This window comes from Pseudoxanthomonas sp. LjRoot143 (assembly GCF_964252945.1).
Lineage (GTDB): Bacteria > Pseudomonadota > Gammaproteobacteria > Xanthomonadales > Xanthomonadaceae > Pseudoxanthomonas_A.
The window spans coordinates 3,281,142-3,303,604 of record NZ_CAXUPM020000001.1 but is presented as its reverse complement, the minus strand read 5'-3'; the positions used below and the strand labels follow the sequence as shown (position 1 = coordinate 3,303,604).

20 protein-coding genes are annotated in these 22,463 nt (G+C 68.9%); 10 read left to right on the top strand and 10 right to left on the bottom strand.

Going from position 1 to position 22,463, the window contains the following annotated elements; genetic code table 11:
* Nucleotides 1-64: 64 nt before the first annotated feature.
* The 3 genes from ACSQ1W_RS16065 (at nucleotide 65) to rarD (ending at nucleotide 2,869) form a co-directional block, all read left to right on the top strand.
* A complete protein-coding gene (locus tag ACSQ1W_RS16065; RefSeq protein WP_436044646.1) occupies nucleotides 65-910 on the top strand; it encodes a methylated-DNA--[protein]-cysteine S-methyltransferase in 846 nt (281 codons plus the stop codon).
* 133 nt (nucleotides 911-1,043) lie between these two features.
* Nucleotides 1,044-1,952, top strand: coding sequence for a drug/metabolite exporter YedA (yedA, locus tag ACSQ1W_RS16060; protein ID WP_436044645.1), 909 nt, complete (start codon nucleotides 1,044-1,046; stop codon nucleotides 1,950-1,952).
* A complete protein-coding gene (rarD, locus tag ACSQ1W_RS16055; protein WP_436044644.1) occupies nucleotides 1,949-2,869 on the top strand; it encodes an EamA family transporter RarD in 921 nt (306 codons plus the stop codon). The genes yedA and rarD overlap by 4 nt, the downstream gene beginning before the upstream one ends.
* Before the next feature lies 1 nt (nucleotide 2,870).
* Here the strand turns inward: rarD and ACSQ1W_RS16050 are convergent, their stop codons facing one another.
* From ACSQ1W_RS16050 to ACSQ1W_RS16040, 3 genes are all read right to left on the bottom strand, one after another.
* Complete coding sequence (locus tag ACSQ1W_RS16050) at nucleotides 2,871-3,458, bottom strand: hypothetical protein (protein WP_436044643.1); 588 nt, start codon at nucleotides 3,456-3,458, stop codon at nucleotides 2,871-2,873.
* 8 nt (nucleotides 3,459-3,466) lie between these two features.
* Nucleotides 3,467-5,659 (bottom strand): molybdopterin cofactor-binding domain-containing protein, encoded by a 2,193-nt coding sequence (locus ACSQ1W_RS16045; protein ID WP_436044642.1) that lies wholly within the window; start codon nucleotides 5,657-5,659, stop codon nucleotides 3,467-3,469.
* Nucleotides 5,660-5,722: 63 nt separating this feature from the next.
* Nucleotides 5,723-6,178 carry a (2Fe-2S)-binding protein gene (locus tag ACSQ1W_RS16040; protein ID WP_436044641.1) on the bottom strand — a complete coding sequence of 152 codons (456 nt, stop codon included), beginning with the start codon at nucleotides 6,176-6,178 and terminating at the stop codon, nucleotides 5,723-5,725.
* 171 nt (nucleotides 6,179-6,349) lie between these two features.
* Here ACSQ1W_RS16040 and ACSQ1W_RS16035 point away from each other — a divergent pair, with 171 nt between their 5' ends.
* Nucleotides 6,350-7,306 (top strand): XdhC family protein, encoded by a 957-nt coding sequence (locus tag ACSQ1W_RS16035; protein WP_436044640.1) that lies wholly within the window; start codon nucleotides 6,350-6,352, stop codon nucleotides 7,304-7,306.
* Nucleotides 7,303-7,908, top strand: a complete 606-nt coding sequence (locus tag ACSQ1W_RS16030) for a nucleotidyltransferase family protein (RefSeq protein ID WP_436044638.1) — start codon at nucleotides 7,303-7,305, stop codon at nucleotides 7,906-7,908. The genes ACSQ1W_RS16035 and ACSQ1W_RS16030 overlap by 4 nt, the downstream gene beginning before the upstream one ends.
* Before the next feature lie 39 nt (nucleotides 7,909-7,947).
* Here ACSQ1W_RS16030 and ACSQ1W_RS16025 read toward each other — a convergent pair whose 3' ends face one another.
* From ACSQ1W_RS16025 to ACSQ1W_RS16010, 4 genes are all read right to left on the bottom strand, one after another.
* A complete protein-coding gene (locus tag ACSQ1W_RS16025) occupies nucleotides 7,948-9,258 on the bottom strand; it encodes an ABC transporter permease (protein WP_436044636.1) in 1,311 nt (436 codons plus the stop codon).
* 13 nt (nucleotides 9,259-9,271) lie between these two features.
* The gene (locus ACSQ1W_RS16020) at nucleotides 9,272-10,432 is read right to left on the bottom strand and encodes an ABC transporter permease (protein ID WP_192273402.1); all 1,161 of its coding nucleotides are present in this window, start codon (nucleotides 10,430-10,432) and stop codon (nucleotides 9,272-9,274) included.
* 12 nt (nucleotides 10,433-10,444) lie between these two features.
* A complete protein-coding gene (locus ACSQ1W_RS16015) occupies nucleotides 10,445-11,134 on the bottom strand; it encodes an ABC transporter ATP-binding protein (RefSeq protein WP_436044635.1) in 690 nt (229 codons plus the stop codon).
* Nucleotides 11,135-11,329: 195 nt separating this feature from the next.
* Nucleotides 11,330-12,574, bottom strand: a complete 1,245-nt coding sequence (locus tag ACSQ1W_RS16010) for an efflux RND transporter periplasmic adaptor subunit (protein ID WP_436044634.1) — start codon at nucleotides 12,572-12,574, stop codon at nucleotides 11,330-11,332.
* A gap of 233 nt (nucleotides 12,575-12,807) precedes the next feature.
* Between ACSQ1W_RS16010 and ACSQ1W_RS16005 the strand changes: the two genes are divergently transcribed.
* The 5 genes from ACSQ1W_RS16005 (at nucleotide 12,808) to ACSQ1W_RS15985 (ending at nucleotide 18,334) form a co-directional block, all read left to right on the top strand.
* A complete protein-coding gene (locus ACSQ1W_RS16005; protein ID WP_436044633.1) occupies nucleotides 12,808-13,728 on the top strand; it encodes an ABC transporter ATP-binding protein in 921 nt (306 codons plus the stop codon).
* Entirely contained in the window at nucleotides 13,728-14,486 is a 759-nt protein-coding gene (locus ACSQ1W_RS16000; RefSeq protein WP_436044632.1) for an ABC transporter permease, read from the top strand. Before ACSQ1W_RS16005 ends, ACSQ1W_RS16000 begins: the two co-directional genes overlap by 1 nt.
* A 28-nt stretch (nucleotides 14,487-14,514) precedes the next feature.
* Complete coding sequence (locus tag ACSQ1W_RS15995; RefSeq protein ID WP_436044630.1) at nucleotides 14,515-15,720, top strand: sensor histidine kinase; 1,206 nt, start codon at nucleotides 14,515-14,517, stop codon at nucleotides 15,718-15,720.
* Between the two features lie 191 nt (nucleotides 15,721-15,911).
* The gene (locus ACSQ1W_RS15990; RefSeq protein WP_192273391.1) at nucleotides 15,912-16,514 is read left to right on the top strand and encodes a response regulator transcription factor; all 603 of its coding nucleotides are present in this window, start codon (nucleotides 15,912-15,914) and stop codon (nucleotides 16,512-16,514) included.
* Between the two features lie 104 nt (nucleotides 16,515-16,618).
* A complete protein-coding gene (locus tag ACSQ1W_RS15985; RefSeq protein WP_436044629.1) occupies nucleotides 16,619-18,334 on the top strand; it encodes a diguanylate cyclase in 1,716 nt (571 codons plus the stop codon).
* On the opposite strand, the gene ACSQ1W_RS15980 is transcribed toward ACSQ1W_RS15985, so the two are convergent.
* The 3 genes from ACSQ1W_RS15980 to ACSQ1W_RS15970 form a co-directional block, all read right to left on the bottom strand.
* Entirely contained in the window at nucleotides 18,316-19,692 is a 1,377-nt protein-coding gene (locus ACSQ1W_RS15980; RefSeq protein WP_436044627.1) for a leucyl aminopeptidase family protein, read from the bottom strand. The genes ACSQ1W_RS15985 and ACSQ1W_RS15980 overlap by 19 nt on opposite strands.
* A complete protein-coding gene (locus ACSQ1W_RS15975) occupies nucleotides 19,689-20,429 on the bottom strand; it encodes an HAD family hydrolase (protein WP_436044626.1) in 741 nt (246 codons plus the stop codon). Before ACSQ1W_RS15975 ends, ACSQ1W_RS15980 begins: the two co-directional genes overlap by 4 nt.
* Nucleotides 20,430-21,259: 830 nt before the next feature.
* Complete coding sequence (locus tag ACSQ1W_RS15970; protein WP_436044625.1) at nucleotides 21,260-22,360, bottom strand: AI-2E family transporter; 1,101 nt, start codon at nucleotides 22,358-22,360, stop codon at nucleotides 21,260-21,262.
* Nucleotides 22,361-22,463 lie beyond the last annotated feature (103 nt).

The window sequence follows — 22,463 nt, the reverse complement described above, 5'->3', positions numbered from 1 at the left end:
TTCCCTGCGCAAGATCCGGATAGCCCGACCGCGGCGCGCGCCCTAGTCTGGGCGCATGGACACCATGCCGCGCCGATCACTCCCCCCTCCATCCGCCAGCTCCAGCGATCCGCTGGAGCTGGCGCGCCGCCTGCTCGACGAAGGCGAGCCCTCGCTGTCGGACCTGGCCTCGCGCACCGGCCTCAGCGCTTCGCACCTGCAGCGCCGCTTCCGTGCCCGCTTCGGACTGAGTCCGGCGGAGTACCTGGCGAGGAAGAAGCTGGGCACCTTGAAGAGCGCCCTGCGGGAAGGCCGTGACGTCACCACCGCGTTGTACGACGCTGGCTACGGCTCGCCCTCGCGGTTGTACGAGCAGGGCGCCGCCAAGCTGGGCATGACGCCGGCCACCTACCGCGCAGGCGGACGCGGTGTGGCGATCCGCTGGACGCTGGTCGACACGGTGCTGGGCCGCACGCTGGTGGCGGCCACCGAGCGTGGCATCTGCGCGGTGGAACTGGGCGACGACGATGCCGTGCTTGAGCAGCGGCTACGGGAAGAGTTTCCGCTGGCGCAACTGGAGCGCGTCGAGGCGGGTCGCGACGACTTCCTCGCGCCGCGGCTGCGCGCAGTGGCGGAACGGTTGGCGGGTGGCGACGCCGAGGTGCCGGTGGACCTGCTCGGCACCGGCTTCCAGCAGCGCGTCTGGGATGCGCTGATGAAGATCCCGCTGGGCGAGACGGTCAGCTACGCGGGCCTGGCGCAGTCGCTGGGTGCGCCGCGCGCCGCACGCGCGGTGGCCAGCGCCTGCGCGCACAACCGCATCGCCGTGGTCGTGCCCTGTCACCGCGTGATCCGCGGCGACGGTTCACTCGGCGGCTATCGATGGGGACTGCCGCGCAAGCAGCAGTTGCTCGCACGCGAGCAGGCCTGAACCCGTCCGCGTCCGGCTTGAGCTGGATTCAAGGCGGACGGGAAAGGTTTCAAGCGCGGCGCGGCCACGCTGTCATCCCGCATGCGGACCGCTGGCCTAGAATGCATGCACGTCGTCCTCCCCCCGAAACTCCATGACCTCGCCCGTTTCCGCCGCCGCGCCCGCGCGTGGCGGTCTTGCCGTCGCTGCCGCCCTCGCCATCGTCTACGTGGTGTGGGGGTCGACCTATCTCGGCATCCGCTTCGCCCTCGAAGGCGGCTTCCCACCCCTGCTGATGGTGTCGGGCAGCCGCTTCGTCGTGGCGGGCCTGGTGATGTTCCTGTTCCTGCTGTGGCGCGGCGTCGCGCCGCCGACGCGCGCGCAGTGGAAGAATCTGCTGGTGATGGGGGCGCTGCTGTTGCTGATGGGCAATGGGATGGTGGTGCTCGCCGAGCAGACCGTGTCGTCCGGGCTGGCCGCGGTCGCCGTGGCGTCGATGCCGCTGTGGATGGGCCTGTTCGGCGCGATGCGCGGGCAGCATCCGACGAAGGGCGAGTGGCTGGGCATCATCGTCGGCTTCGCGGGTGTGGTCTGGCTCAACGCCGGAAGCTCGCTGACCGGCTCTCCCGTCGGCCTGGTGCTGCTGCTGATCGCGCCGATCGCCTGGGCCTACGGCTCGGTGTGGTCGCGTGGCCGCGACCTGCCGTCACCGTTCATGACGGCAGCGGCGCAGATGCTGGCGGCCGGTGTGATGCTGGTGGTCGCCGGGCTGCTGCATGGCGAGCGCTTCAACACGGCGGACTGGACGTTGAACGGCGGGCTTGCGGTCGCTTACCTGGCGGTGTTCGGTTCGATCATCGCGTTCACCGCGTACGTCTGGCTGCTGCACCATGCACGCCCGGTGCTGGTGGGCAGCTATGCCTACGTCAATCCGGTGATCGCGGTGGCCCTCGGTGCCTTCATCGCCGGCGAGACGTTCACCTCGCATGATCTCGGCGCGATGGCGGTGATCCTCGCTGGCGTCGTGGTCATCACGCTGGCGCGCGCGCGGCAACCGAAATGAGCGCTGCTCCCATCGACCGCAAGGGTCTGGCGATCACTGCCGGCACGTTCCTGATCTGGGGCGTGGTGCCGCTGTACTGGCATCTGCTGAAAGCGGTGCCGTCGTTCCACATCATTGCGCACCGCATCGTCTGGAGTGCGGTGCTGGTCATCGGCTGGCTGTTGATCAAGAACGGGCGCGGCTGGTGGCGGCAGGTGCGTGCCCAGCCGCGCGCGGTGCCGCTGCTGGGCGTCAGCAGCCTGCTGATCGCGTTCAACTGGGGCCTGTACATCTGGGCGGTGAACGCGGGGCATGTGGTGGAAACCAGCCTCGGCTACTTCATCAATCCGCTGATCAACGTGGTGCTGGGCGTGCTGGTGCTGCGCGAGCGCCTGACGCTCGCGCAGTGGATCGCGGTGGGCTTCGCGCTGGCCGGTGTGGCGTGGCTGACGCTGCAGGCGGGCTCACCGCCGTGGATCGCACTGGGCCTGGCGTTCTCGTTCGGCCTGTACGGGCTGGTGCGCAAGCTGGTCGCGGTGGACCCGGTGGCCGGCCTGGGCGTCGAGAGCCTCTATCTGTTCCTGCCCGCACTGGCCTATGTGGTCTGGGGCGAGTTCGGCAACGGTGGCGGTTTCGTCAGCGGCTACGGGTGGAAGAACGACCTGCTGCTGATCTTCGGTGGCGTGGTGACGGCGGTGCCGCTGATCGGCTTCGCCTACGGCGTGCGGCGCATTCCGCTGTCGGTGGTCGGGCTGCTGCAGTACATCGCGCCGAGCATCCAGCTGCTGATCGGCGTGCTGGTGTTCCGCGAGGCTTTCGGCATCGAGCGTGCGATCGGCTTCGCCGCCATCTGGACCGGGTTGCTGATCTTCGCCAGCGATGGTCTGTGGCGCGCACGCCGCCGCGATGCGGTCGTGGCGGCCGCACCGGGGCGCTGAGTCAGCCTGGCGTCTTCGCCGCCGGTGCGGGGCAGGGACCGCCAGCGTCCTTCCAGGTCTTGAAGGCGGCGACGAACTGGTCGTGCGGCACCGGTACCGGCGCGCGTTCGCCACCGGGATTCCAGCCCCACAGCACCAGCTTGTCCTCGGCCACGTGCTTGAGCAGCGCGTCGAAGTCGCGGTCGCCGTTGCGCTTCTTGTCCTGGATCATCTCGCACAGCTGGTCGGCCGGCAGGCCGATCCACGCCATCTTATGATCCGGCGGCGGCAGCTGCCAGTGCGGCGCGCCGGGGGGCGCATGCGGGCCGTAACTCGCCGGCGCGTTCTGTTCGGCGTGGCAGGTGGAGCAGGGCAGGCCAGGCGCGCCCTTGCCCTCGGGGCCGCGCGCGACATTCATCGCGTGCGGCGTCTGCGTATCGAACTGCAGCGGCGCGTCGCCGGGAATGTGGCAGTTGCTGCAGCGCGGATGCTGGAACACCTGCTCCACCGTCGCGAACGCGGTCAGCGCCTGCGCTCTTTGCTCTTCGCTGATGCGGGGCTTGCAAGCCACCAGCAGGAGGGCGATCAACGACATCATCAGGATGCGCATGGCGGGCCTCAGGCAGTCGGGGTGGAGGAGGCAGGCGTCGGCAGGCGCAACGGCAGTTCACGCAGGCGCTGTCCGGTCAGCTTGAACACCGCATTCGCCACCGCCGGTGCGATCGGCGGTGTGCCGGGCTCGCCGACGCCGCCCATCTTCTCGGTGCTCGGCACGATGTGCACCTCGACCCTGGGCATCTCGTGCAGGCGCAGCACGCGGTAGTCGTGGTAGTTCGACTCCTGCACCTGGCCCTCCTTCAGCGTCAGCGCGCCATGCAGGGCCGCACCGAGGCCGAACACGATGCCGGATTCCATCTGCGCTTCGACGGCGCCCGGATTCACCGCCACGCCGCAGTCGATCGCGCAGACCACGCGGTGCACGCGGATCTGCCCATCCTCGACCGAGACCTCGGCCACCTGCGCGACGTAGCTGCCGAACGATTCGTGTACGGCGACGCCACGCGCACGGCCTTGCGCGGCGGGTGTGGTCCAGCCTGACTTTTCCGCGACGAGGTTCAATGCCGCGAGATGGCGCGGGTGATCCTTCAGCAGCGTGCGGCGGTACTCCACCGGATCCTTGCCGGCGGCATGCGCCAGTTCGTCCACCAGGCTTTCCATCACGAAGCCGTTGACGCTGTGCCCGACGGAGCGCCACCACAGCACCGGAATGCCGGTCCTGGGCGAATGCAGGTCCACGCGATGCGCGGGCGTGCCGAGCACGTAGGGCGAATCGGCGACGCCCTCGGTCGAGGTGGCATCGATGCCGTTCTTCACCATCATCGCTTCCATGAAGGTGCCGGCCATGATCGACTGGCCCACCATCACCTGATGCCAGGCGACCGGCAGGCCGTCTTCGCCCAGGCCGACCTTGGCTTTTTCCACGAAGGCGGAGCGGTAGTAGCCGCCGCGCGTATCGTCCTCGCGCGTCCACACGGTCTTGACCGGCGCTTTCGCCGCCCTGGCCACCTCCACGGCCTCCGACACCACGTCCGAGGTGGGCGTGGCGCGACGACCGAAACCGCCACCGAGGAACGGGGTGTGGATGCGGATCTTCTCAGGCGGAATACCGAGGATCTTCGCGGCACTGTTCTGGTCCAGCGTGGGGAACTGCGTGCCGCACCAGATATCGCACTCGCCGTCCGCGATCTTGACGGTGCAGTTCAGCGGTTCCATCGCGGCGTGCGCGAGGTAGGGCACGGCGTACTCCGCATCGACGGTCTTCGCGGCCTTGCTCAGGGCGGCGATGACGTCGCCCGCGCGGGCGGCCGTCGGCCCTTCCTCGGTCGCCAGCTGCGAAAACTGCTGCCGCAACGCCACGCTGTCGAGCTTGGCGCCCTCGCCGGCTTCCCACACGACCTGCAGCGCGTCGCGGCCGAGCTTGGCGGCCCAGAAATGGTCCGCCACCACGGCGACGCCGCTCGGAACCTGCACCACGTCGCGCACGCCGGCGACGGCGCGTGCCGCGGTGGCGTCGAACGATTTCACCTTGCCGCCGAACACCGGCGAGCGCAGCACCACCGCGGTCAGCAGGCCGTCGAACTGGATGTCCATGCCGAACCTGGCCTTGCCGGTGATCTTTTCCGGCGTGTCCAGGCGCTTGGTCGCCTTGCCGATCAGCTTCCAGTCCTTGGGATCACGCAACGTCAATGCGTCCAGTGCCGGTGGCGTCTGCTTGCCGGCCTCATCGGCCAGTTCGCCGTAGCGCAGGCGCGTACTGCCGGACACGACGGCGCCGTTCTCGGTGCGGAGCTGGTCGACGGGCACGTTGAGCCGCGCGGCGGCAGCCTGCAGCAGCATCGCGCGCGCGGTCGCGCCGGCCTGCCGGTAGCGGTCGAACTCGGACCACGTGGTCGTCGAGCCGCCCGTGCCCTGCATGCCGAACACCGGACTGGTGTAGGCCTTGTCCGCGGGGCCGTGTTCGACGCGGATCTTCGACCAGTCGGCGTCGAGTTCCTCGGCGATCAGCATCGGCAGCGTGGTCCAGATGCCCTGGCCCATTTCGGCGTGCGCGAGCAGCACGGTGATCGAATCGTCGGCTGCGATGCGCAGGAAGGCATTGGGTACGAACGCGGGCGCCGCGGCGGCTTGCGCTTCCTGTGCCCAGGCGAAGCGGCGGGCACCGGGCACGGCGATGGCGACCACGAGTCCTCCGCCGACGATGGCGGTGGAGCGCAGGAAACCGCGGCGCGAGGATTTCAGTTCAAGGTTCACGGAAACACCCTCCGTCGATCATCGGATCGGAGCCGCGGCAACGCATGCCACGGCGGCGTGGGATCAGGCTTTGCCGAGCTCGGCTGCGCGATGCACCGCGGCGCGGATGCGCTGGTAGGTGCCGCAGCGGCAGAGGTTGCCGGACAGCGCGTGGTCGATGTCGCTGTCGGTCGGTGTCGGCACCACCGCCAGCAGCGCCACGGCCGACATGATCTGGCCGGACTGGCAGTAGCCGCATTGCACGACGTCCAGTTCGGCCCATGCCTTCTGCACGGGATGCGAACCGTCGGCCGACAGGCCTTCGATGGTGGTGATCTTCTTGCCGGCGACGGCGGACGCGGGCGTCACGCAGGCGCGCAGCGGCGAGCCATCGACATGCACGGTGCAGGCGCCGCATTGGGCGATGCCGCAGCCGAACTTGGTGCCGGTGAGGCCCATCAGGTCGCGCAGGACCCAGAGCAGCGGCATGTCATCGGGCGCATCGACTTCGCGCTCGGACCCATTGACGTTCAACTTCATGGTGTCTCCCTGGCGGCGGCGTGGGACCGGTCGACGATACTCCGGCCCCCCGTAGCCTGCCAGTGAAAGCGCGCGCCATCGCTTGCACGATCCTGCGGCATGCTTGCCTGATGCGCCCGGGCACCGGTAGACCGTTGCCATCGGGCCCGCGCTTGCGCCATCGTGGTGCGCATGTCGGTCGCCCGCCATCCGCTGGAAGTCTCCGCACGCGCCAGCCAGGCCGGCGACGGCAGCGTGCTGGTCGTGGTCACCGCGACCGAGGGGTCGACCTATGTGCGGCAGGGTGCGATGGCGGTGTTTGCCGCCGATGACACGCAGACCGGCTGGTTGAGCGGTGGCTGCCTGGAACCCGAGATCGCGCGTCGCGCGCGGCAGGCCGTGGCCGATGGCCATCTCGACGCGATGGAGATCGACACGCGCGACGACGAAGACCTGCTGGCCGGCTCTGCTGTCGGCTGTCGAGGGCGACTGCATCTGACATTGCTGCCGCTGGATCGGCTGCCGGGCTGGTCACAGGTCGTGCAGGCGTGGTGGCGGGGCGAAGGTCCGCTGGCGCTGCGCGTGCATGCGGACGGCGCGGTGCAGGCATCGGCGGGCGAGATACGGCGGCAATGGACGCTGCCGCTGGCCACCACGGACGCCGCCGTGATTGGCGAAGTGACGATCGCACCGCCGCCGCGCGTGGCGCTCTTCGGTGCCGGCCCGGAAACGCGGATCCTGGTCGCGTCGCTGCGGCAGCTCGGCTGGCATGTCACCGTGATCGAGCGGCGCACGCGCTGGATTCCCGCGGATGACGTCGCCGATGCCTGGCTGATGCTGTCGCCCGGCGATGCGCTGCAGGGTCTTCATCCCGCACCGGATGCCGCGCTGGTGATGCACCACCATTTCGAACACGATCGCGACGCGCTCGAGGCGCTCGCGCACACGACGATCCCCTTTGTCGGCCTGCTGGGTCCGGTGCGAAGGCGCGAAGATCTGCTGCGCGTGATTCCTGTCCCGTTGCACGCCATGCTGTCATCGCGCCTGCGTTCGCCGATCGGCTTGAGGCTTGGGGGGCAGGGGCCCGAAGCGATCGCGCTCAGCATCACGGCGCAGTTGCAGGCGTGGCATCACGGCGAATCGGCATGACCGCGAGACATGCCGCCGTCGTGCTGGCGGCGGGTGGAAGTACGCGGCTGGGGCGCCCCAAGCAGTTGCTGACGCGGGATGGCGAGACGCTCGTGCATCGGGCTGCGCGTCTCGCACTGGCGTCGGGTGCGACACGCGTGCTGGTCATCGTCGGAGCGTATGCGGACGACGTCGACGCCGCAGTAAGCGACCTGGCCGTGGAGTGCCTGTTCAACGCGCAATGGAACGCGGGGTTGGCAGGAAGCGTGCGCGTCGCCGCGGCGGAACTCGCTGCGCATGATCGCGCTACGTTGCTGGTGACCTGCGACCAGCCGGCGTTGGAGGTCGTACATCTGCAGGCATTGCTTGAAGCAGCGCATCACGCGCCGTCGGGTTCCGCCGCGACGCGGCTCGGCGATCGCGTCGGCATCCCCGCGGTCGTCGCACCGACGCTGCTGCGTGCCGCGATGGCTGCGCAGGGAGACCGCGGATTGCGCGATGCGCTGAATGCCCCGGGTGCGGACGTCATCGCCTGCGATGCCCCGGATCTCCGCTTCGATGTCGACACGCCGGCGGACATCGCTTCGGCAGCGTCGCGAGGCTGGCTCGATCCGCCGAAGTGATGAGGGTGCCGGTTGCGCCGGCACCCTCCGGGTCGTGCCTCAGATCGCGCGCAGTGCCTGCGTGATCGGCAGGCGTGCGGCCCGCAGTGCCGGGAACAGGCCGCCCACCAGGCCGATGCCGAGCGCCCACTTCAGCCCGCTCCACAGCAGCTCCGGCGTGACCTTGAACTGGAACACCACCTGGCTGAAATTGCTGCCCAGCGTGGCGACGCTATAGCCGTTGAACACCACCCACGCGATCAGGCCGCCCAGCAGGCCGCCCAGCAGCGCCAGCAGCATGGTCTCCAGCATCACCGCCATCACCACCGGCAGGCCGCGGAAGCCGATCGCCCGCATCGTGGCGATTTCGCGCGCACGGCCGGCAACGGCGGCGTACATCGTGTTGAGCGCACCGAACACCGCACCGATCGCCATGATCGTGCCGATGACGGTACCGAGCACCTTGATCAGCGTGTTCAGGCCGGTCGACTGCTTGGTGTAGTAGTCACGCGTGGTGAGCACGTCCAGCTTCAGGCGCGGGTCGTTCTCCATCGCCTGCTTGAACTGGTCGAAACCCGCCTTGCCTTCCGTGCGCACGGTGACCGACTGGTAGGCGCGGCGGTCGTAGGCCGACGACAGCGTGTCGATGTCGGTCCACAGTTCCGAGTCGTGCGCATCGCCGGAGGCGAACACGCCGACCACCGTCCACTCCTGGTTGCCAAGTTTCAGTGTCTTGCCGACATCGAGGCCGCGGTACTGGCCCTTGGCACCCTGGCCGACGACGATCTCGCGCACGCCGACGTTGAACTTGCGGCCTTCGGTCAGCTTCACCCGCGGACGGATCGCCCACGCTGCCTCACTGACGCCACGGAATTGCGCGTTGGCGTCCTCGCCGGTGCTGGCGGTCGGCAGGTTGACGATCTGCGACAGTTCCGGCGACAGCAGCGCACGCCCGTCCTTGCCCTTGGCCACGCCGGCCAGCGTGGAGATCAGCGGCACCTGGTCGCGGCTGATGACCGAGTTGGTCTCCGCCTGCGAACCGCCACGGAGCACGATGGCGGTGTCGTCGCCGCCGGTTTGCTTGAGCGTGGCCGAAAAGCCTTCGCCCATCGCCAGCATCGCCACCAGCACGCCGACCACGCCGGCGATGCCGACCACGATCACCGAGGAGGCGCCCCAGCGCTGCGGCAGGCTGGCGATGCCGATCTTCGCCGCTTCCAGCGACAGCCGTCCGCTGCGGGTGAGGAACAGCCAGAGCACCAGCAGCACGGCGATGCCGAGCACTGCAAACCACGGCAGCACGATCCACACGCCCAGGCCGACGATCAGCGCCACGATGGAGACGAGGTTGCCCAACCATTGCTTCTTCATGTCATGTCTCCTGTCAGCGACCGGCCAGTGCGTCGACGATCTTCAGGCGCATCGCGCGCGTCGCCGGCAGTGCGCCGACGATCAGGCCGATCGCCACCATCAGCCCAAGACCCACACCCCACGTCTGTGCCGGGATGGTGGGCAGCGCGATCATGCCGTTGCTGGCGCCGCTGAGCACCGGAATGATGGCCGAGGCGATCAGCATGCCCAGCACGCCGCCCAGCACGATCAGCAGCACCGATTCCACCAGTACCAGCACCAGCACGGTGCCGTTGGTGAAGCCGAGCGTCTTCAATACCGCGAGTTCCGGGATGCGTTCGCGCACGGCCTGCGCCATGGTGTTGCCGGTCAGCAGCAGCAGGGTGAAGAACACCGCCGCCATGATCGCGGTGACGATCAGGCCGATGTCGGCGAACTGCTTGGCGAAGGACTGGTTGAAGGCCTGCTCGGTCTGCGTCTTGGTCTCGTGCGCGGAGTTGGCCGAAATCGCGTCGATGGCATTGGCCACGCGGGTGGCGTGGTTCACGTTGTCCAGCTTCACCATGTACCAGCCGATCTGGCCGTTGACGTACTGGTTGGCCTCGTCGAAGTACTTCCAGTGGAACAGCAGCTGGTTCTCCTCACCCTTGCGCTTGCTGTCGGACAGCTTGAAGGTGCCGCGCAGCGTCAGCGGCCAGGCGTTGCTGCCGTCCTTCTGCGGGAAGATCGTCGCCTGCAGCGGGATGGTGTCGCCGACCTTCCATCCGAAACGCTTCGCCAGGTTCTCGCCGACGATGGCGCCGGTGCGGTCGGCTTCCCACGCCTTCAGCTGGGCGGGATCGATGATGTATTCCGGATACATGTCCATGTAGCCGGGGCCGACCGAGAAGTTCGGGAAGAAGTTCTTCGGGTCCTTGTAGATGCCGCCGAACCACGCGGCATAGGCGCTCTTCTTCACGCCCGGCGTCGCGTCGATGCGGGCCGCCAGGCTGTACGGGAGCATCTGCGTGATCGACAGCCGCGACGCCACGACCAGACGGTCCGCGCCGGCGACGCTGCCGCCGGAGTTGAACGCCACGCGCACCGAGTCCAGCAGGCCGAACAGCAGAAAGGCCGCGACTACCGACAGCAACGTCAACGACGTCCGCGTCTTGCTGCGGAACAGCGCCGACCATATCAGCGAGAAATATTTCATGTCCGCCTCCGATCAGTGCACGGCCGGCGTGTCGGCCAGTTCGCCCTTGTCCAGGTGGATGGTGTGGGTGGCGTACTCCGCCGCCTTCGGATCGTGCGTGACCATGATGATGGTCTTGCCGTGCTCGCGGTTGAGCATCTGCAGCAGGTTGAGGATGTCCTCGGCGGACTGGCGGTCGAGGTCGCCGGTCGGTTCGTCGCAGATCAGGAAGGTCGGGTCGGACACGATGGCGCGCGCGATCGCCACGCGCTGCTGCTGGCCTCCGGAGAGTTCGTTCGGACGGTGCGACTTGCGATCGGCCAGGCCGACCAGCTGCAACGCGATCTCCGCATTGCGTTTGCGCTGCGCGCCACCGAGCTTGGTCAGCAGCAGCGGCAGTTCGACGTTGCGCTGCGCGGTGAGCGTGGGCATCAGGTTGTAGAACTGGAACACGAAGCCGACGTGCGAGCTGCGCCAGTGCGCGAGCTGGCCATCGTTCATCCGGTCGATGCGCTGGCCTTCGATCTCGATCTCGCCGCCGCTGGGCGTGTCCAGGCCGCCGATCAGGTTGAGCAGGGTGGTCTTGCCGGAGCCGGACGGGCCCATCAGCGCGACGAAGTCCCCGTGCGGGATGTCCAGGTCGATGCCGTGCAGCACCTGCACCTTCTCGGGGCCGCGCTGGTAGGTCTTGGTGAGGTTGCGGATGGAAACCAGGGAAGACATCGGCAAGGTCCTTGTTGGAGGCGGGAAGGCGAACGGCGATGCTGCGGTTCAAACAGGGCGGAATCCGTCCTCGATGGACGTGGCCCGCCCGTCATGCGACGAAGGACGCCGCACGGGATCGACAGGCGCCGGTGGGGCGGCGCGGGTGTTTCCGGTGATTCGCCGCACGAGGCAGAACCTCACGCGGCGAAGGCCTTACTCGGTGTCTTCGGCCAGCACGACCTTGGCGCCGTCCTTCAGTTCGGCGGGCGGGTCCAGCACGACGGTTTCGCCGGCCTGCAGTCCGTCGGTGACGTGCACATCATCGCCGAGTTTGCCGGCCACCTTCAGGCCACGCTGCTGCACGGTATCGTCGTCACCGACGACGAAGGCCACCTGCGTGCCCTCGCGTTCGACCACGGCGGCGCCCGGGGCGCGCACGCCCTTGGGCTGCTCGGCCTGCTGCGGCTTGGCCGCCTCCAGGAAGCTCACGCGCACGCCCATGTCCGGCACGATGCGCGGATCCTTCACGCTCAGCGCGACGCGCACCTTGACGGTGGCCTTGCTGCGGTCGGCGGTCGGGATGATCGCGATGACCTCGCCGGGGATCTGCCAGTCGGGATAGGCATTCAGCGTGGCCTGGATCGGCATCTTCGGCTGCACGCGGCCGATGAAGGACTCGTTGACCTCCACTTCCACTTCCAGCGACTCCATGTCGACGATGGTGCCGATACCGGTGCGGGTGAAGCCGCCGCCGGCCGACAGCGGCGAGACGATTTCGCCCGGCTGCGCGGCCTTGGCGATCACCACGCCGGCGAACGGGGCGCGCACGATGGTGTTGTCGAGGCCGATGTCGGCGATCTTCAGGCGATCCGCGGCGGTGCGCTCGTTGCGCTGGGCGGTCTGCAGTTGCGCGCGCAGCAGGTCGCGCTGGGCGACGGCCTGGTCGTACTGCGCCTTCGACACCAGTTGCTGCGCGACCAGCGACGACAGCCGGCGCGCATTGGCTTCGGCTTCCACCAGCTGCGCCTGCACGCCTGTCGTCTGGCTGCGCGCAGCCTGCAACTGGCTCTGCGACAGGGCGCGGTCGGCGTCGGCATCGATCGGCTCCAGCCGCGCCAGCACCTGGCCGGCCTCGACCCGCATGCCTTCCTCGATCAGCACTTCCTGCACCTTGCCGGTGACCTTGGCCGAGACCGTCGCCATGCGCCGCGCCACCACGTACCCGGAGGCATCCAGCACCGAGGCGGCCGCACCGCCACCGCCCAGCGCGACGGTCGGCGCGGTGCGGACTTCCAGCGGCTTCTCGCGGCCGAGCACGGCCCAGGCCGCCGCGGCGAGCACCAGCAGCACGACGACCACGCCCAGCGTGATCCACAGGCCACGACGCGACGGCGGGGCCGGGGGCGGCGCCTTGCGGTCGATGCGGAGTTCCTTCAGCAGATCGGCAGACGTATTCATGCGTATCCAGACGGTGAATGCGGGGAAGTGTGACCAGCAAGGGTAACGGAAGCCTAGTTGCCGGAAGTCACTTCATGCGGGGAGGGCCGTTCCGGGCGCTCCACGGGGCGCATCCTGGGCCAGCGGCTGTCCGCATCCCAGTGACACCTGTCACCTGATTCGCCTGAGGGCCCGCACTCATCACACGACCGGACGGCGCGCAGCATGGACACATCTTCCGACGGGACCGTCGCATGAACGTGGCAAGCCTGACCTCCGCACCGCTGGCCCGCCTGCGCGGCGTGCGCCACCACTATGGCAAGACGCTGGCGCTGGACGGCCTGGACCTGGCGCTGCCTGCCGGCGAGGTACTGGCCCTGCTCGGCCCGAACGGGGCCGGCAAGACCACCGCGATCAGCCTGCTGCTGGGCCTGCAGCGTGCCGATGCCGGCACCGCGGAACTGTTCGGCCTGCCGCCGCAGTCGCTGGACGCGCGCCGCCGTGCCGGCGTGATGCTGCAAAGCGCCGCCGTGCCCGACACGCTGAAGGTGCGCGAGCTGATCGACCTGACGCGCGCCTACTACCCGCAGCCGCGCAGCGTGGCCGACCTGGTTGCGCTGGCCGGCCTCGATGGCCTGATGGAGCGCCACTACGGCCAGCTCTCCGGTGGACAGCAGCGGCGCATGCAGTTCGCGCTGGCGGTGTGCGGCCGGCCGGAACTGCTGTTCCTCGACGAACCCACCACCGGCCTCGACATCGATGCGCGGCAGACGCTGTGGAAGGCGATCCGCGAGTTGCGCGCGCAGGGCTGTGCGGTGTTGCTGACCACGCATTACCTGGAGGAAGCCGAAGCGCTGGCCGACCGCGTGGTGGTAGTGAACCACGGCCGCGTGGTCGCCGAAGGCACGGTGTCGCAGATCCGCGCGCGCGTCGCGCAGCGCCGCATCCGCTGCACCAGTGCGTTGCCGGCGGCGCTGGTGCAGGGCTGGCCGGGCGTGCAGCTGGCGCAGCGCGACGGCGCACGGCTGGAGGTCATCGTCGAAGCCGCAGAGTCCGTGGTCCGCCGCCTGCTGGCCGAGGATGCCGCGCTGTCCGATCTGGAAGTGCAGCGCGCCGGCCTGGCCGATGCCTTCCTCGCCCTCACCCGTGATGCCGCCACCCAGGAAGCTGCCTGATGGATACGACTGCCGCCGTTCCGTTCTCCTCCACGCGCGCCTATGTGCTGGAAGCGCGCTACGAATTCCTGCGCCTGCTGCGCACGCCGTCCTTCTCGCTGCCGTGTCTGCTGTTTCCCCCAGTGTTCTATCTGCTGTTCGGCGTGCTGCTGGGCGGCAAGGGCGGTCCCGCCGCGGCGCAGTACATGCTGGCGGGCTACAGCGTGTTCGGCGTGATGGGCGTGGCGCTGTTCGGCTTCGGCGTGACCGTGGCGATGGACCGCGAACAGGGCCTGCTGACGCTGAAGCGCGCGCAGCCGATGCCGCCGGGCGCGTACCTGGTCGCGAAGATGGCGATGGCAGTGCTGTTTGCCGCGATCATCCTGCTGCTGCTCGCGATGCTGGCGGTGGGCGTGGCCGGCGTGCGCTTGTCGACGATGCAATGGCTGGCACTGGTGGCGACCTGCCTGGTCGGCGTGCTGCCCTTCAGTGCGCTGGGCCTGTGGCTGGGCACGCTCGTCAGTGGGCGTGGTGCGCCGGCGCTGATCAACCTGGTCTACCTGCCGATGGCGTTCCTGTCGGGCCTGTGGGTGCCGCTGACGATGTTGCCCGGCTTCCTGCAGACCGCTGCGCCCGCATGGCCGGCGTATCATCTGGCGCAGATCGCCCAGAAGGTGGTCGGCATGGATGCGGGACGTCCGCTGCTGCTGCATGTCGCCGTGCTGGTGGCCATCACGGGGGTGTTCTTCCTGCTGGCGCGCCGCCGGCTGGCGCATTGAATCCGCAGGCCGCTGCAAGGAGCCATCGATGAACCTACTCGCCTCTCCGCTGCTGCGCTCGCTCACCCGCCTGCGGGATCGCCTGGTGCCCGAGGCGCTGGGCCTCGGCTGGATGCCCATCTTCCTGCTGGGCTACCTCGTGTTCCTGTTCGTGCCGCTGCTGGTGCCGTCCAATGCCAACTGGGGCCAGAGCGTGCGCTGGTACCTGTGGCCCACGCTGCTGTCCGTCGCGGTGTTCCTGCCGATGTACTTCCTCGCGTACCGCGGCAGTGCGATGACGCGCGTGCTGTGCACGCTGGGCATCGCCGCGCTGGGCTACGGCCTGATGTCGTTCAATGCGTTTTCCAACACCTACGTGATCTATGCGGCGGCCTTCGTGGCGCTGCTGCCGGGCAGGCTGTGGACACGCGTGGGCGCATTGTTCGCACTGCTGGGCGGGTACTGCGGGATGGCGGCATGGCTGGGTTTCCCCGCGTTCGTGCCGGCGGTGACCGCGATCATCTCGGTGGCGGTGTTCACCGGCAACTACTTCCAGTCCGAAACCGTGCGCAAGCGCGCCGAGCTCAAGCTCTCGCACGACGAAGTCCGTCGCCTGGCCGCGCTGGCGGAACGCGAGCGCATCGGCCGCGACTTGCACGACCTGCTCGGCCATACGCTGTCGCTGGTCGCGCTGAAGTCCGATCTCGCAGGCCGGCTGATCGAACGCGATCCGCAGGCCGCGCGCAACGAGATCAACGAGGTCAGCCGCGTCGCCCGCGATGCGCTGGCCCAGGTGAGGCGCGCGGTGACCGGCATTCGTGCCGCCGGCATCGCGGCCGAACTGGCCTCCGCCAAACTGCTGCTGGAATCGGATGGCATCACCTTGCGCTACGACGCGCAGGAAGTCGTGGTGCCGCCCGATCTCGAAACCGTGCTGGCGCTGGCGTTGCGCGAGGCGGTCACCAACATCCAGCGTCATGCCCGCGCCACGCTCGCCGAGGTATCGCTGACATCGACGGTCGAACACGTCCAGCTGCGCATCCGCGACAACGGCGTCGGCAGTGCCGCCGTGCCCGGCAACGGGCTGGCCGGCATGCGCGAGCGGGTCGAATCGCGGGGTGGGCAGTTACGCATCGATTCCACCTTGCGGCAGGGCACGTGTGTGGAGATCGTGCTGCCGCTGCCGTCTAGGGAGGCAGCGGTGTCCGTCGAGCGGCAGCCAGCGAGCGCGGAAGCGGGTGTGGGAGCGACGTAAGTCGCGATGGCAACATCCCGGATGGTTCAGGGGTGTGGAAACGTGGCGAGGCGCCCGGGCGCGGATTTCATGCGATCACGACTTACGTCGCTCCCACCTCTGAAGTCCCTGCTTCGCACAGGGTGAGATGGCTCCCAAGACCCTGCACGATTTGCTAGCGTGTCGCGCAACCTTCCCGCCCTGACGTTCCGATGATCCGCGTCCTGCTCGCCGAAGACCAAGCCATGGTGCGTGGCGCGCTGACCGCGCTGCTGGGCATGGAGACCGACATCGAGGTGGTCGGCAGTGCGGCGGATGGCGAGACGGCGTGGCGCGAGCTGCAGCGGCTGAAACCCGACTTGCTGGTCACCGACATCGAGATGCCGGGACTGAGCGGGCTGGAACTGGCGCAGCGCATCCAGCGCCACGAGATGGCGTGCAAGGTCGTCATCGTCACCACGTTCGCGCGCGGCGGTTTCCTGCGGCGTGCGCTCGATGCCGGCGTGTCCGGCTACCTGCTGAAGGATGCGCCCGCCGAAGACCTGGCCGAGGCGTTGCGCAAGGTGCATCGCGGTGGCCGCGCCATCGATCCCCAACTCGCGCTGGAAGCGTGGTCCGATGCCGACCCGCTCAACGACCGCGAGCGCCAGGTGCTGCGGCTGGCGGGTGAAGGCCAGTCGGCCGGCGACATCGCGAAGCAGTTGAACCTTTCGCAGGGCACGGTGCGCAACTACCTGTCCGAGGCGATCGGCAAGCTGGGCGTGGCCAACCGCATCGAGGCCTACCGGATGGCGCGCCAGCGCGGTTGGCTGTAGCCCCTGCAAGATGTGCCGTGGTTGGCACTTCGGATGTGCGCCGGGTTGTCTCGCCGGACAGTGCGACCTAGTCTGCACCTGACCGTTGCTGCCCCCACTCTGCAATGCCCCTGCGCCATCGCCACGCCAACCGCATCGGCCTGCTCGTCGCAGCCGCGATCTTCGTCCTGATCGGGGTGGGGGTCCTGCTGGGTGCGCAGCGTTTCATCGGCGATGCCAACCGGGTGTCGCACACGAATGAAGTCATCGCGCTGGTCGGTGCCATCGAAGCGCACCTGCGCGACGGCGAGTCGGCCCAGCGCGGTTACCTGCTGACGGCGGACGTCGACTACCTGGCCGATTACCAGCGCAGCCGCGGTGACCTGCCGGAGATGATCGCCGCGCTGCAGTCGCTGGTGCGCGACAACCCGGAACAGACGCGGCGCGCACTGGCGTGGAAGATCGAGATCGAGCGCCGGCTGGACCAGATGGACGCCACGCTGGGCAATTACGCGATGGGCGGCCTGCCTTCCGCGCAACGCTCCATCGGGCAGGAGGTGCGGCGCACGTCGGCCGCGCTGCGTGCACAGGCCCGGCAACTGGTGGCCACCGAGCGGCAGCTGCTGGTGCAGCGCGCCGCGTCCAGCCGGAACAGCGCCACCCTGCTGCGCGCGCTCGCGATCCTCGGCATCCCGCTGGGCCTGATCATCATCGCCGTGGTCTACAGCCTGCTGGTCGGCGAGATCCGCCGTCGCGCGCGTGCCGAGGACGCCGGCGACCAGGCGCGGGCCGAGCTGCTGGACAACATCGATGCGCTGGAGCGCCAGGGCACCGACCTCAATGAGCTGAGCCGCTACGGCGGCATGTTGCAGAGCTGCGTGAGCGTGGAAGAGGCCGTCGGCCTGGCCACGCAGTACTTCTCGCGCCTGCTGCCGGATGCCGGCGGTACGCTGTACCGCGTACGCGCCTCGCAGGACTACGCCGAAGAGGTCGCCCACTGGGGCGAGCACGCGCTCAACGGGCCGGCGATGTTGCCGCTGTCGGATTGCTGGGCCCTGCGCCGCGGCCAGCCGCATGTGCACCGCGCCCATCACGAACTGCTGCCGTGCGCGCATGTGGCCACGCCGACGCTCGGGGCCACACCCACCTACGTCTGCGTGCCGCTGATCGCGCAGGGCAGCCAGCTCGGCCTGCTGTACCTGTCGGGGCACGATGACGCCTTCCTCGCCCGCATGGACCTGGTGAAGACCGCCGCCGAGCAGTTGTCGATGGCGCTGTCGAGCCTGGAGCTGCAGTCACGCCTGCGCGTGCAGTCGATCCGCGAACCGCTGACCGGGCTGTTCAACCGGCGCTACCTGGAAGAGTCGCTGGCGCGCGAACTGGCGCGCTGCGAGCGGCGCGGCATGCCGCTGGGCCTGATGATGCTGGACCTGGATCACTTCAAGCGCTTCAACGACGTGCACGGGCATGCCGGTGGCGACGCCCTGCTGGCCGAATTCGGCCGCCTGCTGCAAGCGCTTTCGCGCGACGAGGACATCGCCTGCCGCTACGGCGGCGAGGAATTCACCCTGATCCTGCCGGAAGCCGATCCGATCACCGTGCAGGCGCGCGCCGAAGCGATCCGTGCCGGCGTGGAGGGCATGCGCGTGGTCCACCTGGGCCAGGAGCTGCCCCACGTGACCGTCTCGATCGGTGTGGCGATGTTTCCGCAGCACGGCGGGCTGGGCGACACGCTGCTGCGGCAGGCGGACGTGGCGCTGTATCGCGCCAAGCACGCCGGCCGCAACCGGGTCGAGATCGCGGCGACCGATGTCGCCGTGGTTCAGGCCGTGGCGCCGTAACGCGCCTTCAGCATCGCGTAGGCGCTGCGCAGCGCGAGCGCTTCACCGCCGGCCGGGCGTCCCGCGCGATCACTGTCGTTCCAGGCGTACACGTCCAGGTGCGCCCACTTCATGCCATCGGGAACGAAGCGCTCCAGGTACAGCGCGGCGGTGACGGCGCCCGCCATGCGCGAACCGGCGTTGGCCAGGTCGGCGATGCCGCTGGTCAGGTAGCGCAGGTACGGCCGCCACAGGGGCATGCGCCACACCGGGTCGCGCATGCGCTCACCGGCGGCGATCCAGTCGTGGGCCACCGCATCGTCGTTGGCGAACAGCGCCGGCAGGTCCGGGCCCAGCGCGATGCGCGCGGCGCCGGTCAGTGTGGCGAAGTCGAGCAGCAGGTCGGGCGACTGTTCGCCGGCATAGGCCAGCGCATCGCAGAGGATGATGCGGCCCTCGGCATCGGTGTTGTCGATCTCGACACTGACGCCCTTGCGGGTGGCGATCACTTCGCCGGGACGGAACGCATTGGGGCCGATGCTGTTCTCCACCGCCGGCACCAGCAGCGTCAGCCGCACCGGCAGTTGCTGCGCCATTACGAGGCGCGCCAGCGCGATCGCGTGCGCGGCGCCGCCCATGTCCTTCTTCATGTGGCGCATGCCGTCGGCCGGCTTGATGTCCAGGCCGCCGGTATCGAAGCACACACCCTTGCCGACCAGCGCCACGTGCGGTCGCGAGGCATCGCCCCAGCGCAGCGCGATCAGACGCGGCGCACGATGCGAGGCGCGGCCGACGGCATGGATGGCGGGGAAATTCTGCGCCAGCAGCGCATCGCCGGCGATCACGTCCACCTCGGCGCCGTGCGTGGCGGCCAAGTCGCGCACCGCGGCTTCCAGTTCTTCCGGGCCCATGTGCTCGGTCGGCGTGTTGACCAGGTCGCGCACCTGCAGGCTGGCGGCCAGCAGGTCCAGCGCCTCGGCATCGGCCTGCGGCAGCAGCAGGCGCGCGGGCTTGCGCGGCTGCTGCTTGTAGCGGTCGAACTTGTAGCTGCCCAGGCCCCAGCCGAGCTGCAGCGCGACGCGCGCATCGTCGGACAGGTCGCCCGTCACTTCCCAGTCGCCCGCCGGCAGGCCGAAGGGCGCGTGGGCGTAGGCATACGGATCGAGGGGGTCGCCGATGCCGATCACCGCGCCGGCCAGTCCCTCGTCGCCGGGTAGCAGCAGCAGCGAACCGGGCGAGGCGGTGAAGTTCTGCGCGTCGATCCAGGCGTTGACCGACGGCGATTGCGTCGCGCGCCATGCGGCCAGATGCGTGCGTTCGAGCACGTGCAGCGGACGCGCGAGGGAGGAAGAGTCGGTGTAGGCGAGGGCAGCGCTCATGCGGCGGCGTGTTCCGTGGCGAAGTCGGGGTGGGCGTCCAGCCAGTCGGCCAGCGCGGTCAGGGTGGCGAACTCCAGGTCGGGGCGCAGCGCGTCGTGCGGCCACCGTTGCGGCTGCCCGTCGTGGTCTTCCGGGCGGTTGATCCAGCAGCTGCGCAGGCCGGCGTGCAGGGCGCCGACCACATCCATCTCGATGTGGTCGCCGACGTGCAGCACTTCGACCGGCGGCACGTCGAGCAGGCCGCAGGCGGCGTGGAAGATGCTGGCGTCGGGTTTGGCCGCGCCGTGTTCGCGCGAGTGGATCTGGTGTTTGAACAGGTGGGTCAGTCCGATCCGCTGCAGGTCGGCATTGCCGTTGGTGACGGCAGCCACCGGCAGGCGGGCGGCGATGCGTTCCAGCGCGTGCAGGGCATCCGGGTAGTACTCGACCTGGTTGCGCGCGGCGTAGAAGGTTTCGTAGGCCGGTTCGAGCAGGGCCATGTCGGCGCCGCTCTCGCGCAGGGCGTGCTCCAGGGTCATCCGGCGCAGCCGGCTGAGGTCGTGCTTGTACTGCGGGTAGGCGAGAAAGATGTCCTCGCGCACGGCGCGCATGCGGTCGACGGGGAACATGTCGGCCGTCGCGGGGCTGTGTTCGCGCAGCCAGTCGTCGAGGACGCGTTCGATCCGGGCGCCGATGGGGGCGAACGGCCAGAGGGTGTCGTCGAGGTCGAGGGTGATGGCGCGGACAGGGAAGCTCATCGGGGCGATTTTACACCCGGGCGGGCAGCGGTCCTTTCACCGGGCCGTGGTTCAGCCCCTCTCCCAGCGGGAGAGGGGTTGGGGAGAGGGCCAACGAAGTCCGTTGGCTGTGCGTGTCATTGGCCCGTCCGGGCGTTTGTGTTGGATTGTCGGGCCTGTCGGGATGCTTCTTCAGCAGCCAGGCATGGCGCCGCTCGCCGCGGGGGCCCTACTTTTCTTTGCTTGTGCAAAGAAAAGTAGGCAAAAGAAACACACCCCGGCGGTCCGCCCGCCGCTGCGCGGCGGGTTCGCAATCCCGACGGGAATTTTCGGACGGGGCATCCTGCCCCGGCCGAAAACGGCGCACATCCTTGTGCGCCGCCCTGCGGGTTTTACCCGTCGTGACTGCCGGACCTCAGGGGCCCCAAGAGCTGCATCCGAGGAGTCGAGGCTCGTTTTTGCTGGTGGTGTTGCCCTCGGGTCCCCATGAGGCACGGCGAGCGGGGCGGGTAAAACCCGCAGGGCGCCGCCCCGGATGGGCGGCGTTCCCGTATGGCACATGGATGTGCCTTACGGAAATTCCCGCCCTGCTCGCGGACCCGGCGCGTAGCGCCGGGCGTGCCGCCTGGGGTGTGTTTCTTTGGTTCTTTCTTTGCACAAGCAAAGAAAGAACGCCCCCCGCGGCGAGCGGCGCCATCTATCGAAAAAAGAAAATGCATCCCGCAAGGTCACAGAGCCAATCCCATCGCGGATATGGCCGAGAAACCGGGCCAGCAAAGACAACGTCTCCGTTGCCCCTCACCCCAACCCCTCTCCCGCAGCGAGAGGGGCTTGAAGCGCCCTCGCCGCGGTCACTCCAGCAACCGCGCCCACCCTTCCATCCCTTCCACCCGCGCCAGCACCAGCTTCACGCACACCAGCAACGGCACCGCCAGCAACAGGCCGATGATTCCCCACAGCCACCCGAACAACATCAGCGCCAGGATCAGCACCAGCGGCGACAGCGCCATCCGCTTGCCCAGGATGATCGGTGTGATGATCTGGCCCTCGATCGTGTGCAGCACCAGATAGGCGATCGCCGGCAGCATCGACTGCAACGGCTGCTCGAAGCTGATGAAACCCACCAGCAGCATCGCCACCATCCCGATCAGCGGCCCCACGTAGGGCGCGAAGTTCAGCAGCGCCGCCATCGTGCCCCACAGCAGCGCCTCGGCCAGCGGCAGGCCCAGCAGGTACAGCACGCCGGCGAACACGAAGCCCACCACCGTGTTGATGATGCTGATGGTCAGCACGTAGCGCGATACCTCGCGCTCGATCGAATGCAGGATCTCCACGGTGAACTTCTTCTGCTGCCGCCCGGGCAGCAGCGCGATCGCGTTGCGCTGCAGGTTCTCGCCGTAGACCATGAAGAAGAACGTCAGCAGCACCACCGCCAGCAGCGAGGCCAGCACGCGCGGCGTGGCCAGCAGCTTGCGGTACGGATCGTCGACCGCGGCCTGCACCACCTGCGGCTGGCGATTCGAGGTCTGGCTGCCGGCCGCGGCGCGGGCGAAGTTCTCGGCGGCCTTGTTGGCGTCCTGCACCGGCTTGGTCAGCTCGCGCAGCTTGGGGGCCAGCTGGCGCATCTCGCGCGGCGCCTGCTGCGCCCACTCCATCGCCGAGGGCAGCATCTTCTGCGCGAGCAGGCCGGTGAAGGCCATGCCGCCGACCAGAACGATCAACGCGCCGACGAAGCGCGGCACGTAGATCCGCCGCAGCGTGCGGATGATCGGGTTGCCGACCAGCGCGAAGAACATCGCCAGCAGCACCGGCAGCAGCACCTCCTGCGCGGCCCACAGCGTGTAGCCGACGGCGAGCGTCGCCAGCACCAGCAGCGGCGTCGACGCCCGCGGGCGCGAGGGCGGAGGGGCGACCGGGGCAGGCGGTGTGTCGGGTGGAGCGGGAGTGCTCATGGGCGGGTCGCGGCCGTAGTGAAGGCGCGATTGTGGCGGCAATCCTGTGGGAGCGACGTGAGTCGCGACGGATGCCGCCGCCAGGGCGGTGCATGCGTTCATC

Excerpts from the sequence above, each read along its gene's own strand:
- ACSQ1W_RS15990 (WP_192273391.1), top strand. The coding sequence starts at position 15,912 with ATGATCCGCGTCCTGCTCGCCGAAGACCAAGCCATGGTGCGTGGCGCG.
- ACSQ1W_RS16040 (WP_436044641.1), bottom strand. The coding sequence starts at position 6,178 with ATGAAGTTGAACGTCAATGGGTCCGAGCGCGAAGTCGATGCGCCCGAT.
- rarD (WP_436044644.1), top strand. The coding sequence starts at position 1,949 with ATGAGCGCTGCTCCCATCGACCGCAAGGGTCTGGCGATCACTGCCGGC.
- ACSQ1W_RS16025 (WP_436044636.1), bottom strand. The coding sequence starts at position 9,258 with ATGAAGAAGCAATGGTTGGGCAACCTCGTCTCCATCGTGGCGCTGATC.
- ACSQ1W_RS16000 (WP_436044632.1), top strand. The coding sequence starts at position 13,728 with ATGGATACGACTGCCGCCGTTCCGTTCTCCTCCACGCGCGCCTATGTG.
- ACSQ1W_RS16005 (WP_436044633.1), top strand. The coding sequence starts at position 12,808 with ATGAACGTGGCAAGCCTGACCTCCGCACCGCTGGCCCGCCTGCGCGGC.
- ACSQ1W_RS16035 (WP_436044640.1), top strand. The coding sequence starts at position 6,350 with ATGTCGGTCGCCCGCCATCCGCTGGAAGTCTCCGCACGCGCCAGCCAG.
- ACSQ1W_RS15975 (WP_436044626.1), bottom strand. The coding sequence starts at position 20,429 with ATGAGCTTCCCTGTCCGCGCCATCACCCTCGACCTCGACGACACCCTC.
- yedA (WP_436044645.1), top strand. The coding sequence starts at position 1,044 with ATGACCTCGCCCGTTTCCGCCGCCGCGCCCGCGCGTGGCGGTCTTGCC.
- ACSQ1W_RS16030 (WP_436044638.1), top strand. The coding sequence starts at position 7,303 with ATGACCGCGAGACATGCCGCCGTCGTGCTGGCGGCGGGTGGAAGTACG.
- ACSQ1W_RS16065 (WP_436044646.1), top strand. The coding sequence starts at position 65 with ATGCCGCGCCGATCACTCCCCCCTCCATCCGCCAGCTCCAGCGATCCG.
- ACSQ1W_RS16010 (WP_436044634.1), bottom strand. The coding sequence starts at position 12,574 with ATGAATACGTCTGCCGATCTGCTGAAGGAACTCCGCATCGACCGCAAG.
- ACSQ1W_RS15980 (WP_436044627.1), bottom strand. The coding sequence starts at position 19,692 with ATGAGCGCTGCCCTCGCCTACACCGACTCTTCCTCCCTCGCGCGTCCG.
- ACSQ1W_RS15970 (WP_436044625.1), bottom strand. The coding sequence starts at position 22,360 with ATGAGCACTCCCGCTCCACCCGACACACCGCCTGCCCCGGTCGCCCCT.
- ACSQ1W_RS16050 (WP_436044643.1), bottom strand. The coding sequence starts at position 3,458 with ATGCGCATCCTGATGATGTCGTTGATCGCCCTCCTGCTGGTGGCTTGC.
- ACSQ1W_RS16015 (WP_436044635.1), bottom strand. The coding sequence starts at position 11,134 with ATGTCTTCCCTGGTTTCCATCCGCAACCTCACCAAGACCTACCAGCGC.
- ACSQ1W_RS16020 (WP_192273402.1), bottom strand. The coding sequence starts at position 10,432 with ATGAAATATTTCTCGCTGATATGGTCGGCGCTGTTCCGCAGCAAGACG.
- ACSQ1W_RS15995 (WP_436044630.1), top strand. The coding sequence starts at position 14,515 with ATGAACCTACTCGCCTCTCCGCTGCTGCGCTCGCTCACCCGCCTGCGG.
- ACSQ1W_RS15985 (WP_436044629.1), top strand. The coding sequence starts at position 16,619 with ATGCCCCTGCGCCATCGCCACGCCAACCGCATCGGCCTGCTCGTCGCA.